The sequence below is a fragment of the Streptomyces sp. NPDC007896 genome, assembly GCF_042959425.1.
Classification (GTDB): domain Bacteria; phylum Actinomycetota; class Actinomycetes; order Streptomycetales; family Streptomycetaceae; genus Streptomyces.
Genome location: NZ_JBIBKX010000008.1, coordinates 179,784 through 196,874 on the forward strand (window position 1 = coordinate 179,784; position 17,091 = coordinate 196,874).

Annotated in this window: 11 protein-coding genes and 1 pseudogene; 4 read left to right on the top strand and 8 right to left on the bottom strand. The window is 70.3% G+C overall.

The features are described from left to right. Positions 1–42 precede the first annotated feature (42 nt). Positions 43–1,092: a zinc-binding dehydrogenase gene (locus ACFZDJ_RS26090; protein WP_391062028.1), complete on the bottom strand. Its 1,050-nt coding sequence runs from the start codon at positions 1,090–1,092 to the stop codon at positions 43–45. 777 nt (positions 1,093–1,869) lie between these two features. Then, positions 1,870–2,886, bottom strand: a complete 1,017-nt coding sequence (locus ACFZDJ_RS26095; RefSeq protein WP_391062031.1) for a zinc-binding dehydrogenase — start codon at positions 2,884–2,886, stop codon at positions 1,870–1,872. Positions 2,887–2,986: 100 nt separating this feature from the next. Here ACFZDJ_RS26095 and ACFZDJ_RS26100 point away from each other — a divergent pair, with 100 nt between their 5' ends. Beyond that, entirely contained in the window at positions 2,987–3,904 is a 918-nt protein-coding gene (locus ACFZDJ_RS26100) for a LysR substrate-binding domain-containing protein (RefSeq protein ID WP_391062035.1), read from the top strand. Positions 3,905–4,115: 211 nt separating this feature from the next. Here ACFZDJ_RS26100 and ACFZDJ_RS26105 read toward each other — a convergent pair. Next, positions 4,116–4,358: pseudogene (locus ACFZDJ_RS26105) on the bottom strand (chloramphenicol phosphotransferase); the annotation flags it as partial. 161 nt (positions 4,359–4,519) lie between these two features. Between ACFZDJ_RS26105 and ACFZDJ_RS26110 the strand changes: the two are divergent. Both ACFZDJ_RS26110 and ACFZDJ_RS26115 read left to right on the top strand, forming a co-directional pair. Next, complete coding sequence (locus ACFZDJ_RS26110) at positions 4,520–5,572, top strand: aldo/keto reductase (RefSeq protein WP_391062037.1); 1,053 nt, start codon at positions 4,520–4,522, stop codon at positions 5,570–5,572. 222 nt (positions 5,573–5,794) lie between these two features. After that, positions 5,795–8,935, top strand: a complete 3,141-nt coding sequence (locus ACFZDJ_RS26115; protein ID WP_391062039.1) for a BTAD domain-containing putative transcriptional regulator — start codon at positions 5,795–5,797, stop codon at positions 8,933–8,935. On the opposite strand, the gene ACFZDJ_RS26120 is transcribed toward ACFZDJ_RS26115, so the two are convergent. The 5 genes from ACFZDJ_RS26120 to ACFZDJ_RS26140 all read right to left on the bottom strand — a co-directional run bounded on the left by ACFZDJ_RS26120 (position 8,916) and on the right by ACFZDJ_RS26140 (position 15,965). Then, positions 8,916–9,701 carry an ABC transporter permease gene (locus ACFZDJ_RS26120; protein WP_390940371.1) on the bottom strand — a complete coding sequence of 262 codons (786 nt, stop codon included), beginning with the start codon at positions 9,699–9,701 and terminating at the stop codon, positions 8,916–8,918. The genes ACFZDJ_RS26115 and ACFZDJ_RS26120 overlap by 20 nt on opposite strands. After that, entirely contained in the window at positions 9,698–10,687 is a 990-nt protein-coding gene (locus ACFZDJ_RS26125; protein WP_391062042.1) for an ATP-binding cassette domain-containing protein, read from the bottom strand. Before ACFZDJ_RS26125 ends, ACFZDJ_RS26120 begins: the two co-directional genes overlap by 4 nt. 226 nt (positions 10,688–10,913) lie before the next feature. Next, complete coding sequence (locus ACFZDJ_RS26130; RefSeq protein WP_391062044.1) at positions 10,914–13,667, bottom strand: bifunctional YncE family protein/alkaline phosphatase family protein; 2,754 nt, start codon at positions 13,665–13,667, stop codon at positions 10,914–10,916. Between the two features lie 4 nt (positions 13,668–13,671). After that, positions 13,672–15,027 (bottom strand): ABC transporter permease, encoded by a 1,356-nt coding sequence (locus ACFZDJ_RS26135; RefSeq protein ID WP_391062048.1) that lies wholly within the window; start codon positions 15,025–15,027, stop codon positions 13,672–13,674. Beyond that, complete coding sequence (locus ACFZDJ_RS26140) at positions 15,024–15,965, bottom strand: ABC transporter ATP-binding protein (protein WP_384924074.1); 942 nt, start codon at positions 15,963–15,965, stop codon at positions 15,024–15,026. Before ACFZDJ_RS26140 ends, ACFZDJ_RS26135 begins: the two co-directional genes overlap by 4 nt. Before the next feature lie 614 nt (positions 15,966–16,579). On the opposite strand from ACFZDJ_RS26140, the gene ACFZDJ_RS26145 reads away from it, so the two are divergent. Then, positions 16,580–17,056 carry an alpha/beta fold hydrolase gene (locus tag ACFZDJ_RS26145; protein ID WP_391062050.1) on the top strand — a complete coding sequence of 159 codons (477 nt, stop codon included), beginning with the start codon at positions 16,580–16,582 and terminating at the stop codon, positions 17,054–17,056. Positions 17,057–17,091: the final 35 nt, after the last annotated feature.

Sequence of the window (17,091 nt, forward strand, 5' to 3'; positions counted from 1 at the left end):
CACCTCCGAGTCCGACCATAAAGCTTCACCCGTACGTCAAGGTCAACTCCCCAGTCGGACCACCGTCTTCCCGGTGTAAGCGCCGTTCACGAGATCGAGGAGGGCCTGCGGTGCATTGGCCAGCCCATCGATCACCGTCTCGTCATGGACGATCGCGCCCTCGCGCAGCCACGTACGGAATTGCGCGCCGAACTCCGGAGCACGCTCAAGGTGATCGCCCACGGAGAAGCCGCGGATGGTCAGCCGCTTGCCGAGGGCACTGAGCAGGTCGCCGGGGCCGCCGCCGGGACTGGCTTCGCTCTGCCGGCTGAGGGCTCCGCACACGGCGATGCGGCCATGCGGGTTCATGATCTCGATCGCGGCGCGCAGCTGTTCGCCACCCACGTTGTCGAAGTAGACGTCGATGCCTTCGGGTGCGGCCTCACGCAGCCGGTCGACGATCGGTCCGTCGTGATAGTCGAAGGCCGCATCGAACCCGAGTCTCCCGGTCAGATGGGCGACCTTGTCCCGCGAACCGGCGCTGCCGATCACCCGGGCCGCTCCCTTGAGCCGGGCGATCTGACCGGCCATGCTCCCGGTCGCCCCCGCCGCGCTGGAGACGAAAACGGTGTCGCCGGGCCGTAGTTCCGCCGCGTCCATGAGCCCGACGTAGGCGACCAGTCCGAAGCCCAGGTAGGTGGAGGGTGACGGGTAGGCGTCCCGGTCGACAGGGCGGAACAGCCCGGCCTGCGCCACGGCATACTCGCGCCAACCGAGCCGGTGCATCACCAGGTCGCCCTCGCCAAGCGATGAATCCGCGGAGGCGACCACTTCACCGATGGCATCGCCGTACATCACCTCGCCGACCTCATAGCGGGGCATCGGCAGGCCGGACTCGCCCGCAATCAGCATGACCATGCCGGGGTCGAGCGACATGAACAGATTGCGGACCAGCACCTGCCCCGATGCGGGACTGGGAACAGCGACCTCGGTGATCTCGAAGTCCCCGGGAGCGGGCAGACCCTCAGGCCGTGCGAACAGCCGGGCTTCCAGCCCGGTACGGGAGATGCCGGAGCGACCGGAGAACGTTGTGCTCTTCGAAGATGTGTCCATGCCGACGACGCTAAGGATTGACCCGTGCGTCAAGGTCAAGCCGACCTGCCGGTGACGGCCTCGAGACGTACGTGAAGGCCGAACGGGTCTTGGCCCGCACGGAGTTGCACACGACTCGATGACCTCGGAGCCCGGCCCTGTGTTACTTCCCGCCCAGCGACGCCGCCTGCCCGCGCAGCCTCTAAGGCGTCAAGCCGATCGCGCCAAAGGCGGCGACCGCGCCAGTGCGGCCCTCGGAATCGGGGCCGGATCGGAGCACACATAGGCTCTCGATCACAGAGAGGGTGGGGGTGCCAGATGCGTGGAAGCGACGCCAGGACGAGGGCCCAGTAATGCCATTGCCGACGGAGCGGTGGCCGGCGGCATGGGATGAACCTGGTCTGCTGACGCCGAAAAAGCGGGTCCGGGAGAGGACGTCTACCCTCGCGACGTCCTTGGCCTGGGGACGGCTGCCCGCGAGCTGCTCGAAGAGAACGAATCGCCCTTCCACTTCGAACCCACCGACCGCGTCTTCCCGGTCGCGGTCTCAGTGAGCTGCCCCATCTCGCCGGCCTGCTCGGGCGTGCGCGACTTCGCGCCATCCCAACGCCACACTGATCCAGCAGCCACGCTAGGTGTCGTTGGTGGCGCAAAAGTGGCACAGGGCTAATGGCAGACAGATGGCACTTCACACAGCGGTGCCGAGGTCCTGGAAGCGGCGCCGCTCCGCGATACCGAGTTCGTCGGTGACCTGAGGGGCACGGATCCCCCTCATGACACCGGAGTTCGGGTGGCAGTTTACGGACGGGCTTGTGTGCGGTCTCGCACAATGATCTTGCCGGTGTTCTCGCCGCGCAGCATTCCCAGGAACGCGTCCACGATGCGCTCGAAACCGTCAACCACCGTCTCGTCCGGAGCGAGCCGGCCGCTCTGCAGATGCGGCACCGCGAACTCGTACAACTCCTCCTGCATGTCGCGGTAGTTGCTGACCAGGAAGCCCTCCATGCGAAGGCTCTTCTCCACGATGTCCGCGTAGTTGAAGCGCGGCGACGGCGCGTCGGGGGTGTTGTACTGGCTGATCGTGCCAACGCGGACGATGCGCCCGAACTCGCGCAGCGCTCCCACCGCCGCGGCCAGTTGCTCGCCGCCGACGTTGTCGACGAACACGTCGATGCCGCCCGGCGCGGCCTTGCCGAGCAGGTCGGCGGCGGGCCCGTCGTGGTAGTCGAAGACGGCGTCATAGCCCACCTCCCGTGTGAGGTGGTCGGCCTTCGCCGCCGAGCCCGCGCTGCCCACGAGCCGTCCGGCGCCGAGCAGTCTGGCGAACCGCCCGGTCGCCGTGCCGACCCCGCCCGCGGCGGCCGACACGAACAGGTCCTCCCCCTCCTGGAGTCGGGCGATCCGGGTCAGGCCCACATAGGCGGTCAGGCCGGTGCCGCCGAGGGTGCTCAAGTACGCGGTCAGGGGCACCCCGTCGAAGCGGGGCAGCCGCCGGATCTCCTCGGGTGTGACCACCGCGTGCGTGCGCCAGCCCTGCCGGTGGAACACGATCTCGCCCTCGGTCAGCCGAGGCGTGCGCGAGGCGATCACCCGCCCGATGGTGCGGCCCTCCAGCGGTGCGTCGAGCGTGAAGCCGCCGGGCACGTCGTCCATCATCTCGCGGTGGTAGGGGTCGACGGACCAGTAGAGGTTTTCCACGAGCGCGCTGCCGGCTGCGGGGTCGGGGAGCGTGGACTCGACGAAGGCGAAGTGCTCGGCGGTGGGAAAGCCGTGGGGGCGAGCGGTCTGGTGCACGGTGAGCGCGGTCTCGTTCATGCCTGGACCGTAGGGCGGGAATGCGCCGCCTGGGCAGCCGGTTGGGCTCATGCGACACACCGTTCCATGAGCAGTTCTCATACGTTGAGGTGAGCGCCCCGTGGCCCGCACGACCGACTCCGATCTCGCCCCGCAGGAACTGCGCGTCCTGGTGGCGGTCGCGGACACCGGCGGCTTCTCGGCCGCGGCCGACACACTCGGTCTGACCCAGTCCGCGGTCTCCCACTCGGTTCGCGGCAGCGAGCGCAAGATCGGTGCCGTCCTCTTCGAACGCGGCCGCACCGGAGCCCGCCCCACCCCTGCCGGAGAGAAGGCCGTCGCGCACGCCCGCCGCATCCTGCGTCTACTGGACGTCCTGACCGTCGAGGCGCGCGGCGCGGCCCGGCCCGGAGCTGCGGAGGGGCCGCTGCGGATCGCGGCTTTCCGCAGCGCGGCCCTCCACCTGCTGCCACCCGTCCTGCAGCGGCTGCGCGCCCGGCACCCCGGGATCGAGCCGCGGGTGCGGATCGTACGTGAGGTGGGGCGCGGCACTGCGGGCGAAGTGGCCGACGGGAAGGCCGACCTAGCGATCGCCACGCTGGGCGGCTCCGTGCCGCTTCCAACGGGTCTGATCGCGAGCGGACTCCTTGAAGAGCCGTATGCCCTGGTGCACGCGACGGGTCACGCCGCCCCGCGCTCGCTGCCGCTGGTCGACTGGGCCGAGAACTGTGGCTCGTACACCCGCGACTGGTGGGCCGCACAGGACTGGATCCCGAAGGCAACCGTCGAGGCGGAGGACGACGGAGCGGTGCTCTCCTTGGTGAGCGGAGGTCACGGAATGGCGATCATGCCGGCGCTCTCCCTGGTCGGAGCGCCGAACTCGGTCGGGATCACTGATCTCGGCCCCGAGCGCCCGACACGCCAGGTCGGCTATGTCACCACCTCCGAACTGGCCGGATCCGCTGTCGTGCGCGCCTTGGTGAGGGAGCTGCGGGCGACGGTCCCGCAGGGTGTGAGCCTTCTCGGCGGCGAGGCTTGATCAGGTCGAGTGGGCGAGCCGCCTGGCGCAGGCAGCCGCGGTGTGCCACGACCTTCTTCTGCGGCGCCTCGCACGGGTTCTTCCACGGCTGGAATCGGTCGGCGACCTGTACGGCATCCTCGGAAGAGGCCGGCCCGGCGCCGCCGCAGCTTGAGCGGCCTGCGACTGCCGGTCGGGCAGTCGGGAGCCTGGAGCCGATCCTGCGATCAGCTGACGTCTCACACCTGACGCCGACCCACAGCACATCCAGTCCACCCAGAGCCCACTGCCACCGCTTCTGGGATGCCGCTCCGCCGAGGAAGACGTCATCGACGATGACCCTGGCGCCTGCGCGGGCCATCGCCACAACGCCCTCCATCCAGGCAGCCTCCAGCGCCCGGAAGTCCGCCCCGACGCTCACCTCGCCATCCGCCGCGAACACGATTCCCTCGTCCGACGCACCGACCGCCGCCGGGTGCGTCTCCCGACGACGGAGACGGGTCGTAGACACACTGGTTGATGAGAATGACATTCTGGTATAGGTAGAACAGCATTTCGCAGACGGGGTGGAGCGCACGGCGACGGCATCTGGCCGGGGCGCCCTTGCTGGGTGTGTGCCTGAACGGAAGGAATCGCGTGGACTATCGCAAGCTCGGTACGACCGGTGTCGAGGTGAGCAGCCAGTGTCTCGGCGCGATGATGTTCGGCACGTTCGGGAATCCCGACCACGACGACTGTGCACGGATCATCAACCGGGCCCTGGACGCAGGGATCAACTTCATCGACACGGCCGACGTGTACTCCCGCGGCGAGAGCGAACGCATTGTCGGTCAGGCGGTGAAATCACGTCGTGACGAGGTGCTGATCGCGACCAAGTGCTTCTATCCGATGGGCGAGGACCGCAACATGCGGGGCGGCTCCCGGCGTTGGATCGTGCGGGCGGTCGAGGACAGCCTCCGCCGGCTCGGTACCGACCACATCGACCTGTACCAGGTGCACAAGCCCGACTGGGACACCGACCTGGAGGAGACCCTCGGCGCGCTGACCGACCTCGTGCGCCAGGGCAAGGTGCTCTACCTGGGGTCGTCGTCATTCCCGGCGGAATGGATCGTCGAGGCCCAGTGGGCCGCCTCGCGGAGCGGGAGCGGGCGGTTCGTGTGTGAGCAGCCGCAGTATTCGGTCTTCGCGCGGTCGGTGGAGCAGTCGGTGCTGCCGGCCTGTCAACGGCATCGGATGGCGGTGATCTCGTGGAGCCCGCTCGCGGGCGGCTGGCTGACCGGCAAGTACCGGCGCGGCGAACAGCCGTCGGCGGGTTCGCGGTTCGACCCGGGCGGCCGCTTCATGCAAGGGAGCGTCAGCCACGCCGACGACCTTGCCTCGCCCGCCCGATTCGACGCTCTGGACGCCCTGCGCGAGATCGCCGGGCAGGCGGGCCTGTCGCTGACCGAGCTGGCTCTGGCGTTCGTCGGCAGCCACCCCGCGATCACCTCGACCATCATCGGGCCCCGCACCATGCAGCACCTGGAGGACGCTCTGTCCGCGGCGGACGTCCGCCTCGACACGGACGTACTCGACGCCGTCGACAAGGTCGTTCCCCCGGGTAGCGACATGCCAGGGGTCGACCACTTCCTCCCGTACCCGGCGCTGCAACCGGAGTCCCGTCGACGGCCCGAGAGCCGGCCGTCCTGACGTCCGCCCCCCTGCCGGCAGGCCCGCTGTCATGGCCCTCAGCGGCCGCCCCGACCAGCCCATCGCCGTCACCCTCGCCCGCTGCCCCGCACCGCCCTGCGCGGCCGGAGCTCCCTTGGCCGAGGCCAGAGCCGGGCGCGCGTGGGGCGGGGCTGACCGGGCGGTGGGAGTTCGGCCTGCGGCGGGAGTTACGGCAGCCGACGCCTTGGCTAATCTGCACGGGTGACCACCGACCTGACCCTGCTGCCACGTGTCGCCTATCGCGGACAGGAGATCACCGCGCCCCGGCTCCGCGGCCTCCTCGCGCTGCTCGCGGGCGACTTGCGCACGGGCTGCAGCATGGAGCGGCTGGTGGCAGGGCTGTGGCCGGACGAACTGCCGGAGCGGCCGGGAAAGGCGGTGCAGGTCCTCGTGTCCAGGGCGCGGGCGCAGCTGGGCGCCGACGTCCTCGCGAGCACGCCGACCGGATACCGGCTCAGCCTCGCCGAGGACCAGGTCGACAGCTCCGCCCTGCTCCTGCACGCCGCCGCCGGGGCGGACCGGGCCAGGGTCGGGGACCACGCGGGATCGCTGGCCGCGGCCGAGGCCGGGCTCGCGCTGTGGGAGGGCACTCCTGACGGGGCCGGCAGCGCCGACGACCCCGTGGCCGCCTTGCGCACCGAGCGCGCCCCCGTCCGCGGCACGCTCGTACGCGCGCGGGCGCTCGCGCTCGCCCGGCTGGGGCGGCATGCGGAGGCGGCCGGGCCGCTGGCCGTGGCGGCCTCGGAGCATCCGCGCGACGAGGAGGTGCTCGCCGAGCTGCTGCGCGGTGAGGCGGCGACGGCGGGCCCGTCCGCCGCGCTGATGCGGTACGAGGCGTACCGCCGTGAGCTGCGCGAGACGCTCGGCACGGATCCGGGCGCCGGGCTCAAGGCCGTACAGCAGGAGTTGTTGCGCGGCGAGGCGCCTGTGGTCAGGCACGGTGTGCCGCACGAGCCGAACCCGCTGCTCGGCCGGGACGAGGACATCGCGGCGGTGGAGCGGCTGCTGCGTGTCTCCCGCACCGTCACCGTCGTCGGCCCCGGCGGCCTCGGCAAGACCCGGCTCGCGCACGCCGTCAGCCGCCGGGCCGAGCAGCGCGTGGTGTATTTCGTGCCGCTCGCCGGCGTCACCGCGGACGAGGACGTGGCCGCGGAAGTCGCCTCCGCGCTCGGCGTCGGCGCCATGAGCGGCCCCAGCTCGGCCGACCCGGTGTCCGGCATCCTGGGCGTGCTCGGCTCCGGGTCCGCGCTGGTGGTGCTGGACAACTGCGAGCAGGTCGTCCGGGGCGCCGCCGACCTCGTACAGGCCCTGGTCTCGTCCTCGAAGGACCTGCGGGTGCTCGCCACCAGCCGGGCCCCGCTGGGCGTCACATCGGAGGCGGTGTACGCGCTGCCGGAACTCGGTCTCGACATCTCCATCGAGCTGTTCACGCAGCGGGCCCGGGCCGCCCGGCCCGGCGTGGGACTGCCGCCGGACGCGGTGGCCGAGCTGTGCCGCCACCTCGACGGGCTGCCGCTCGCCGTGGAGCTGGCCGCGGCGCGAGTGCGGGTCCTTTCGGTACCGGAGATCGCCCGCCGCCTCGGCGACCGGTTCGCGCTGCTGCGCGGCGGGGTGCGGGGCGTGCCGGAGCGCCACCGCACGCTGCACGCGGTCGTGGAGTGGAGCTGGAACCTGCTCACGGAGGACGCCCGGGCGGCGCTGCGCACACTGTCCGTCTTCCCCGGTGGCTTCCTGGGCGAAGCGGCGGAGCAGGTCCTCGGCGAGGATGCGCTGTTCCTCCTTGAGCAGCTGGCCGATCAGTCGCTGCTCACCGTCGCCGACACCCCGGCCGGCGTACGGTTCCGGATGTTGGAGACCGTACGGGAGTTCAGCGCGGCCCGGCGTGTGGAGGCGGGCGAGGACGAGGAGGCCGTCGGCCGGTTCCTCGCCTGGGCGCGGGACTTCGGGGTCGCGTACCACGACGCGCTCTTCGGCTCGGATGCGCAGGCCGCCTGGGAGCGGATCAAGGCCGAGCAGGACAACCTCGTGCTGGCCCTGCGGCACGCCCTGGCCCGTACGGACAACCCCGCCACCGCCGCCCTCACCGCCGTCCTCGCCAGTCTGTGGTCCACCGGCACCAACTTTCCCCGCCTCGCCGCCCTCACCGCGGACACCGGCCCGCCGCTGTCGCACTACCACCCCGAGCCCGAATACGTCGAAGTCGCGCGCACCGCCGCGGTGTTGGGCACGGCGACCGTGTTCATGGGCCCCGGCCCGCGCGCCATACGCCAGCTGGTCACTCTGCGGCGGCTGCCCCCGGCCCCGCCGGACACACTGATGCGCGCCACCGCGATCGTGCTGAGCGCGGTCCCCGAGATACGGCCTCCCGGCTACGACGTGCTGCGGAGGCTCTGCGAGGGCGAGAGCGAGGGCGGCAGCGCACAGCCGTTGCTCTCCGGCATCGCCGAGTGCGTCGCCTGCTACGTCTGGGAGTTCGAGCACGACATCGACCGCGCGCTCGTCTCGGCACGGCGGGCGGTCGCCGGACTGGCGGCGGTCGACAATCCGTCCGTGCAGCTGATGGTGCATTCCCGGCTGAGCGAGCTGTGCCTGCGCACGGGGCGGGGCGAGGAGGCGTACGAGCATCTCCAGGCAGCGCTCAAGGTGCTGCCGCGGCTCGGGGACGGGCACGACTACATCAGCATCCGCTCGCTCCTGGTTCTCTCCTGTCTGCAGCGCGGCGAGACCGACGAGGCCGAGGACTGGTTGCGGCAGGCGGAGAGCGACAACACCCCGCAGGAGGACGACTTCTACCGGCCCGACCTCGGCGGGCGCGCCGAGATCGCGCTCGCCCGCGGGCTGACGGAGGTCGGGCTCGGCCTGTGGCGCAGTGCTGTGGAGCGGATGCTCGCGGCCGGCTCGCTGCGCGGCGGCGACTCCCGGCTCGACCCGTGGGCGTTCCTGATCCAGTCGGTGGCGGTGACGGCGCACGCGCACGCCGGCCGGCTCGGGCTGGTCGCGCACGTGGTCGACCGGCTGCGGCAGCGGCTGCGGACGCTGCTGTGCGATCCGGTCGGCTCGCCCTCCGAACTCCCCTTGTTCGGCACGGTGTTGCACGCCCTTGGCATGGCGGGGCTCGCGTCCCGCGACACGAGTGCCGTACGGATGATCGCGCTGGCCGAACGGCTGGGGGTGATGCGCGAGTTCCAGCCGACGATGTCGGCGGACCGCGCCCGGAAGGCGGCGGAAGACGCCGACACGGCGGCGTACGCCGACGCGGTGTCGGAGTACGCCGCCCTGGAGCGGGACGAGTTGCGGGAGGCGGCCCGCGCTGTCATGGCGGCTACTTCGGGTCGCGGTTGAAGGACGCCGTCGACCAGCGGTAGCCGAGCACGGTCAGGCCGACGCACCAGGCGATCGCGATCCACCAGTTGTTGCCGATCCCGGTGCCGAGCAGCAGGCCGCGCAGGGTCTCGATGGCCGGCGTGAACGGCTGGTACTCGGCGATCGGCTGGAACCAGCCCGGCATCGTGTCGGCCGGGATGAAGGCGCTGGAGATGAGCGGGAGGAGGATCAGCGGCTGTGCGCTGTTGCTGGCCGCCTCGGCGTTCGGGCTGGCCATGCCCATCCCGACGGCGATCCAGGTGAGTGCCAGGGCGAACAGCGCGAGCAGGCCGAACGCCGCCAGCCATTCCAGGGCGGTTGCGCCCGTGGACCGGAAGCCGATGGCGACGGCGACGGCGCCGACGAGGACCACGCTGGCGATGCACTGCAGCACGCTGCCGACGACGTGCCCGACGAGCACGGACCCGCGGTGGATCGCCATCGTGCGGAAGCGGGCGATGATGCCCTCGTTCATGTCGGTGGCGACGGACACCGCGGTCCCGATGACGGTGCCGCCGATGGTCATCATCAGGATGCCCGGGACGATATAGGCGATGTAGTCGGATCGGTCGGCGCCGCCGATGCCCGTGCTCATCACGTCGCCGAAGATGTAGACGAAGAGCAGCAGCAGCATGATCGGGGTGAGCAGCAGGTTCAGGGTGAGAGACGGGTAGCGGCGCGCGTGCAGGAGGTTGCGGCGCAGCATGGTGTTCGAGTCGCGGACGGCGAGGGAGAGGGCGCTCATCGGACGTTCTCCTTGGACTGGTTCGGCTGGGTGGGCTGGGTGGGGATGGTGGTGGGACCGGTCAGGGCGAAGAACACGTCGTCGAGGTCGGGGGTGTGCACGGTCAGCTCGTCCGCCTCGATGCCGGTGGAGTCGAGCCAGTCGAGGATGGCGCGCAGTTCGCGCTGGCTGCCGTCGCTGGGGATCTGCAGCGCCAGTGCCTCGTCGTCGCGGGTGACCTCGCGCAGGGCGACGGCGGCGGACTGGTAGGCGGCGGGGTCGGTGAAGCGGAGCCGGACGTGGCCGCCGGGGATGAGCCGCTTCAGCTCGTCGGCGCTGCCTTCGGCGGCGATCTTGCCGTCGTTCAACACCGCGATGCGGTCGGCGAGTTCGTCGGCCTCGTCCAGGTACTGGGTGGTGAGGAAGACGGTGACGCCGTCGGAGACCAGCTCGCGGATGATCTGCCACATGTTGTGGCGGCTGCGCGGGTCGAGGCCGGTGGTCGGCTCGTCGAGGAAGATGATCCGCGGGTCGCCGACCAGCGTCATGGCGAGGTCGAGGCGGCGCTTCATGCCGCCGGAGTAGGTGGAGGCGGGCTTCTTCGCGGCCTCGGTGAGGTCGAAGCGCTCAAGGAGTTCGGCGGCGGTGCGGCGCCCCTCCTGCTTGGACAGGTGGTGCAGGTCCGCCATGAGGAGCATGTTCTCCTCGCCGGTGATCAGGCCGTCGACGGCGGAGAACTGCCCGGTGACGCCGATCGCGGCCCGCACGGCCTGCGGGTCGACGGCGAGGTCGTGACCGCCGACCCGCAGCTCACCGGCGTCGGCGGTGATGAGGGTGGAGAGGATCTTCACAGCGGTGGTCTTGCCGGCGCCGTTCGGGCCGAGCAGGGAGAAGACGGTGCCGGTCGGCACCGCCAGGTCGATGCCGTCGAGCACGACCTTGTCCCCGTAGGCCTTGCGCAGCCCCTTGGCCGCGATGGCGAGTGAGTGCGTTGTCGTTGTCGTCATGCCGAGGAGGTTGCGGCAGGGCGCATTCAGCGCGGTTTCACGATGGTTTCAGTGCCCTGGAACCGGGCGGCGGAGGGCAATGCCCTCTTGCCTCCCTGCGGTGCCGGGACTTCGGCCCCGGCGGACTTCGACCACAAGGAGCGCGAACTCGGCCTGCGTGGGGACAGAAGGGGCTCCTGGTCGGCGGTGACGCCGGCCAGGAGCCCCTTGACGCGATGAGCCTGCGTCAGCCGTCGGACTCCGAGGAGGGGATGTAGGCGCCCGGGACGTCCTTGGGCGCGAAGATCTTGTCCTCGCCGGGGTAGGGCTTCGTCCACCCGTGTGTCTGGTACCACGTGAAGTGGTTCATCTGTGCGGGGTTCGCGAAGTCAGGAATGGCACCCGGCCCGGTCAGCCGCTGGTGCGTCTTCCATTCCTCCCACTTCGCCGCGAGTGCCTGCTTGCCCGCCGGCACCTTTGCCGAGGGCACGGCCGCTGCACTGGGGTCCTGCGGTGCCGGGGTGTCCACGCCGCAGGCGGGCGGGGTCTTCAGGCCGTCGGTCAGCGAGGTCCGGTTGGGCAGCGCCTTGAACGGCGTGAAGTCGGCGTGCTGGGTGAACGCGCCGCGCATCGGGCTGGCCGCGCTGTCCTTCTGGTTCATCGGGTGGATCCCGAGGATCTGCTCGATGGTCCGGATCATCGTGATCTGCGAGTAGTAGTGGCTGTCGACGGTGCCGTGCTGAGCCCAAGGGCTGATGATCTGGATCGGGGCACGGTGGCCGTCGACGTGGTCGAGGCCGGCCTGGGAGTCGTCCTCGACGACGAAGATCGCCGAGTCCTTCCAGTACTTGCTGTGCGAGATCTCGTCGACCATCCGGCCGACGGCGAGGTCGTTGTCCGCGACCTGAGCGGCCGCGTTCGCCGGACCACCGGTGTGGTCGTTGGAGAGCCAGAACATGTTCAGGTTCGCCGGACCGTTCTTCTCGAAGTCCTGCTTCCAGATCTGCTCCTTGTAGATGTCCGGGATGCTGGTGTCGAACAGCGGGAAGCCGGGCACCGACACCTTGTTGAGCGACGGGATCGCCGAGCCCGTTTGAATGGGGTAGGCGGTGTCCTGCCCGGTCGCCTCCATGTTCTTGGTGTCGCAGTACAGGTTCTGCCAGGACGCGCCGGCCGGCTTGCTCTCGAACGACTGGAACTCGCCGAAGTCCTTGACGGACTTCCCAGCCGCCTGCGCACCGGTCCAGATGAAGCCGGACTTCTGGTGGCCGAGAGCGTCGTCCTCGGTGTCGTAGCTGCGCGTGTACTCACCGGCCGAGGACTCGGTGTACTCCGGGTCGTCGGCCTGCATCAGCCAGTTGTGGCCCTCGGCGGAGTTCGTACCGATGTCGTACGTGTTGTCGTACAGCCCGAACTGCGAAGCCAGCGCGTGCTGGTTCGGCGTCACGTTCTCGCCGAACTGCGTCGCCGACGGGTCGCCGTTGCCCTGCGGCATGTCACCGAAGACCTGGTCGTAGGTCCGGTTCTCCTTGACGATCATGAAGACGTGCTTGATCGTCGAGGGAGCGCCGAGCCGCGCCGGGACCGGCACCTGCTTCTGGTTGCCCTTGCCATGGGCCAGCGAGACCGAGCCGCGCGTCCAGCCGTTCTGTTTGAAGACCTTGCCCGTCTGGGACCTGATGACGCTGTCGTCCGGCAGCGTGAACTGCGTCAGGCTCGATGTCGTGTCGTGGGTGCCGTGCCCGGCCTTGCCGGTGGGGCGGCGGGCGTCGATACCACGGGTGTTGGATACGACCACCTTCTTGCCCACGGTGGTGATCTCCGCGGGGAAGTAGTCAGTCGGGAGCAGGCCGACGTAACTGGCCGGCTCCTGCGGGGACTTGTACCGGTAGACGGCGACGGCGTTGGCGCGGCCGAGCGTCACCAGCAGACGGCCGTCGTCGGTGAGCGTCACCGCGTTGGGCTCGTAGCCCACCGACGCCTCCGGCCACGGCTGGGTGGCGATGGTCTGCACGACCTTGTTCTTGCGGGTGTCGATGACCGACACATTGTTGTCGGCGGTGTTGGTGACGAACACCGCTCCGTTCTTGGCGTACAGGGCCGTCGGGTGCAGACCGACGTCGATGCTCCCGACGGCTGCGGTCGGGTCCGCCAGGTCGATGACACTGACCGTGCCGGTGGTGGTGGCACCGGTCTCCGGGTTGGCCGGAACCTGGGTGCCGTAGGAGTTGATCGTGGTGTCGCCGGGCTTGGCCAAACGCCCGCCCTCGTTGCTGACGTAGAGCTTGTTGCCGACCACGGCGATGCCGCGGGGTGCGTTGCCAACGGCCCAGCTCTGCTTGATGGTCCCGGTCGCCGCGTCGATGGCGGCCACCCGGTTCTGGCCGTTGACCGCTGAGTACACGGTGGAGCCGTCGGCCGAGAACACCGCAGCACCCACCAGTGCGTGCTTGGAGCCGTCGGCCGGGATCGAGATGGTCGTCGGGTTGGCGAGGGTGCCGTCCGAGTTCACGGTGAACCTGGTGTAGCCGTCGCTCTGGCCCAACCACAGCTGCGAACCGTCGGGCGAGTACGTCGGGCCCTCCTGTCCGACGGCGCCGCTCGTGATGCGCAGGTCGTCCGTTGAGGCGGTGCCGACGCGCTGCTTCACCTGCCCGGTCTCGAGGTCCATGACGACCAGCGACGCATCACCGTCGGCGATCGAGGCCGCGAGATGGCTCCCGTCCGGGCTGACCGAGGACGACATGATTTTGCCGTTGTTGATGACGGTGCGGCTGCCGTACGGGGCGATGTACTGGTCGCTCGAGATGACCTGGCCGTTGGCGGTGACCTGGGCGACCTGCTGGGTGCCGAACTGGCTCGTCGAGGCAACAGCGGTGCCGGTGACGGCGAGGGCCACAGCGATGCCCGCCGCCACCAGAGTGCTCCGGCGGCCGACGCGTCTGCCCAAAAGGTTGATCTGTTCCTTCTCGTTGCTCCGACGCTGCCGTGCTACCTGCATGGAGTTATCCCTTCGGGGTGGCGAGCAGGTCGACATTGCCGTCGAACTGCCAAAGCGGGTTGGGTGCGTCCCCGGTCGGGGTGCGGACCAGGAAGTAGCCGTTCACTTCCTTCGGTCCGTCGCCGTCGGCCATGAAACGACCGTCAGGTGTGAGGTCGAGCTGGTAGATCGCCGTCCCCACGACGTCGATGCCAGGGAGATGCCAGGACACGACGCAGCGCCAGTCGTTGCCCGGCCCCTCGGCGGCGACCTTGACGCTGCCCTTGTCGCACGTCGCCGTGGCCTTCAACTGCGCTTCTGTGACGGCGGGACGGTTGAGTTGCTCGGTTTGCAGGCGATAGAGGTGGGCGAACGCCGTGGCGACCGAGCGCTGCACTTTGTCCTGCTCGATCCCGGAGCCCGTGGCCCCGGTCGCCGAGGCGAGCACCGCGACCGTGACGGCGACCAGCCCGACGAGCGGCAGGACTCCGGCGGTGACCGCGCGGCGCCCCGAACCGTCGTAGGTCGGGTTGGTGAAGTCGCGCCGCAGGAAAAGCACGTAGGCCAGCACACTTGCGGTCACCGCCCACAGCAGGCTGACCACGATGCCGATCAGGAGCGGGCCGAGCTGCGTGGGGCTGGTGAACAGACCGTTCCAGGCGATGAAGGCGTAGCTGGGCAGGGCTAGGCGCACGGCGACGGGCAGCGGCATCATCTGGGCGAGCTGCATCGCGAGCGCGACGAGCGCGGGCAGCAGCAGACCCATCGGGGACCGCCCCAGCGTGACGGACCCGAGCAGTCCGATCGCGGCGAGGGCCAGGGTCGGGGCGAGGACGCAGACCCAGGCGAGCAGGACCTTGCCGGCGGCGTCCGCCGGCGTCAGCAGGTGGCCGTCGAGGCCTGCCAGCGGCTGGTTGCCGACCGCGACGATCCCGCCGGCCGTGCTGGAACAGGCCAGCCCGGCCACAAGCAGCAGGATGACGGTGAGACTGGCCAGTGCCTTCGCGGCGAAGATCCGCCTAGGAGAGCGGACCGCCACGAGCAGGTGGCGCCAGGTGCCGAGCCGGTCCTCGGAGGCGAACACGTCGCCGGCGACCACCGAGGTCAGCAGCGGAAGTGCCCAGGTGCCCGCGAACCCGAGCATCACCAGCGCTCCGGCCCACCCGGTGGCGTGCATCCAGCGGCCGAAGAGGGTGTCGGAGGGGAGCGTGCTCTGCTGACTCACCGCGGCGACGAAGAGCGCCGGCGCGATCCAGCAGGCGAGGACCAGCAGGCGGATCCGCCATTGCGAGACCAGCTTGACCAGCTCGAAGCGGTAGGCGCGCGGAACGGAGACACGGCGGGTTGCGGCAACGTTGTCGTCGGCGATGGTCGCGGTCACCGGCCGTTCTCCTTCTGCTCGGTGAGGGCGAGGAACGCGGCTTCGAGCGGCGACACCAGGGGGGCGAGCTCGCGCAACGCGATGCCCGCCTGCACGATCCGCACCACCAGTTCGTCGAGGGCGGGCACCGGCGCGCGTACGACGAGCACCTCGGCGTCGTGCCGTGCCCCGGTGTCGTCGACGACGCGGATTCCGGCCGTGTCGAGGGCCAGTTGGCGGGCGGCCCGCGGGTCGGAGGTGAGCAGCCGGTAGTCGAGTTCACGGTTCTCGGCGGCCAGCTTGCTCAGCGGGCCGGTGAAGACGACCCGTCCGGTGGCGACGATGGTGGCCTCGGAGCACAGTGCCTGGAGGTCGTCCATGCGGTGGCTGGAGAGCACGACGCTGGTTCCGTCCGCCGCGAGCCGGGTGAGGACACCGTGTACGTGTCTTTTGCCGGCCGGGTCGAGGCCGTTGGACGGTTCGTCGAGCACGAGCAGCCGGGGCTTGGTGAGCAGGGCGGCGGCGAGGCCGAGCCGTTGACGCATGCCGAGGGAGAAGCCGCGGGCCTGATCGTCGGCGACATCGGTGAGCCCGACCTGGTCGAGCACGTCGTCGACCCCCGCGGTACGTGCGTCGCGGCCTCGCAGAGCGGCCAGCGCGGCAAGGTTCTGCCGGGCGGTGAGCGAGGGGTAGAGGCCGGGCCCGTCCACGAAGCCGGCGACACCGTCGGGAGCGGCGAGCGCACGCCTGAGCGGCGTGCCCAGGATCTCGAGGCGGCCGCTGTCGGCGACGGCCAGGCCCAGCAGGAGACCGAGCAGCGTCGTCTTGCCGGCGCCGTTCGGTCCGACCAGGCCGTGGATCTGCCCCTGCGCCACCTCCAGATCGACGCCGTCGAGTGCCACGACGTCGCCGAAACACTTGGTGATCCCGCGAGCCTGGACTGCGAGTGGTGTGTCCATGAGCCCCTTCTTCCGAAACACTCAGGGACCTTAGGGACGGCACACAACGCAGGCACAGGCGGCTGGTTGAACATGCAGGAAACGGATCGTCAAGGCGTCGGCAAGTCCGGGGGCACAAAATGGCCAGCATCGAGCCAGAGTCGGGCAACCGTTGCTTTGGATTCAGTTCGTGATCAGTCGCAGCCGCCGACTGCCCGGTTTCCCGCTGCGTGTTTTCCACCGAAAAGTGGATCGGGCTGAGCAGGTACTGTGCCCGCTCAGGACTCGGACGGTTGGCCAGTCTCGGCGCGATGGCTGCGCGGACAGCGGCTTCACCGTGGTCACGTCGGTCGGCGGTGACGGCCTGTTGCACGGACTGCGGCCCGACCCGCACGGCGGAGCCGAGTGGCAGGCGCCGCACTATGCGGATACGGCCCGGTTCACCGAGCGGGACGTCATGCTCGGGACCGGTCCGCTCGCCGTGCCCGGCACACTCAGCCCGCCTGTCGGCCCCGGACCATGGCCCGCCGTAGTGCTGCTCTGCGGTGGCGGTGCGTTCGACCGCGACGAGAGCAGCGGCCCGAACAAGGCGCTCAAGGACCTCGCCTGGGGGGCTCGTCACCCGGCAGGTGGCCGTGCCGCGCTTCGACAAGGCGACCTTCGCGCACCCGGATCGCCTGCCCCAGGACATCACCATGGCCGACGAGTACCTGCCGCCTGCGCTCGCCGCCGTCCGCCCGCTCCGGCAGCAGCCCGAAGTGGCCCCGGACCGGATCCACCTGCTCGGCCACAGCATGGGCGGCAAGGCGGCACCCCGGATCGCCGCCGCCGACCCGTCGATCGCGGGCCTGGTGCTGCTCGCGGCAGACGCACAGCCGATGCACGAGGCGGCCGTCCGGGTGGCCCGCCATCTCGCGGCACTCACCCCCAGGCCCGGCGCGGACGAGACGGTTGCCGCACTCGCCCGGCAGGCCGCGCTGGTGGCGGCCCCCGGCCTCACCCCCGACACACCATCAAAGCTGCTGCCGCTGGGGTTTCCGCTTCCTACTGGCTCGACCTGCGCGCCTACGACCCAGTGGCCACGGCAGCAGGGCCGCCCTGCCCGATGCTGATCCTGCACGGCGGCCAGGACTACCAAGTGACCGTG

Bases quoted from the DNA above. Each gene is read 5' to 3' on its own strand.
- ACFZDJ_RS26090 (WP_391062028.1), bottom strand. From the start codon at position 1,092: ATGGACACATCTTCGAAGAGCACAACGTTCTCCGGTCGCTCCGGCATC.
- ACFZDJ_RS26095 (WP_391062031.1), bottom strand. From the start codon at position 2,886: ATGAACGAGACCGCGCTCACCGTGCACCAGACCGCTCGCCCCCACGGC.
- ACFZDJ_RS26120 (WP_390940371.1), bottom strand. From the start codon at position 9,701: ATGAGCGCCCTCTCCCTCGCCGTCCGCGACTCGAACACCATGCTGCGC.
- ACFZDJ_RS26125 (WP_391062042.1), bottom strand. From the start codon at position 10,687: ATGACGACAACGACAACGCACTCACTCGCCATCGCGGCCAAGGGGCTG.
- ACFZDJ_RS26130 (WP_391062044.1), bottom strand. From the start codon at position 13,667: ATGCAGGTAGCACGGCAGCGTCGGAGCAACGAGAAGGAACAGATCAAC.
- ACFZDJ_RS26140 (WP_384924074.1), bottom strand. From the start codon at position 15,965: ATGGACACACCACTCGCAGTCCAGGCTCGCGGGATCACCAAGTGTTTC.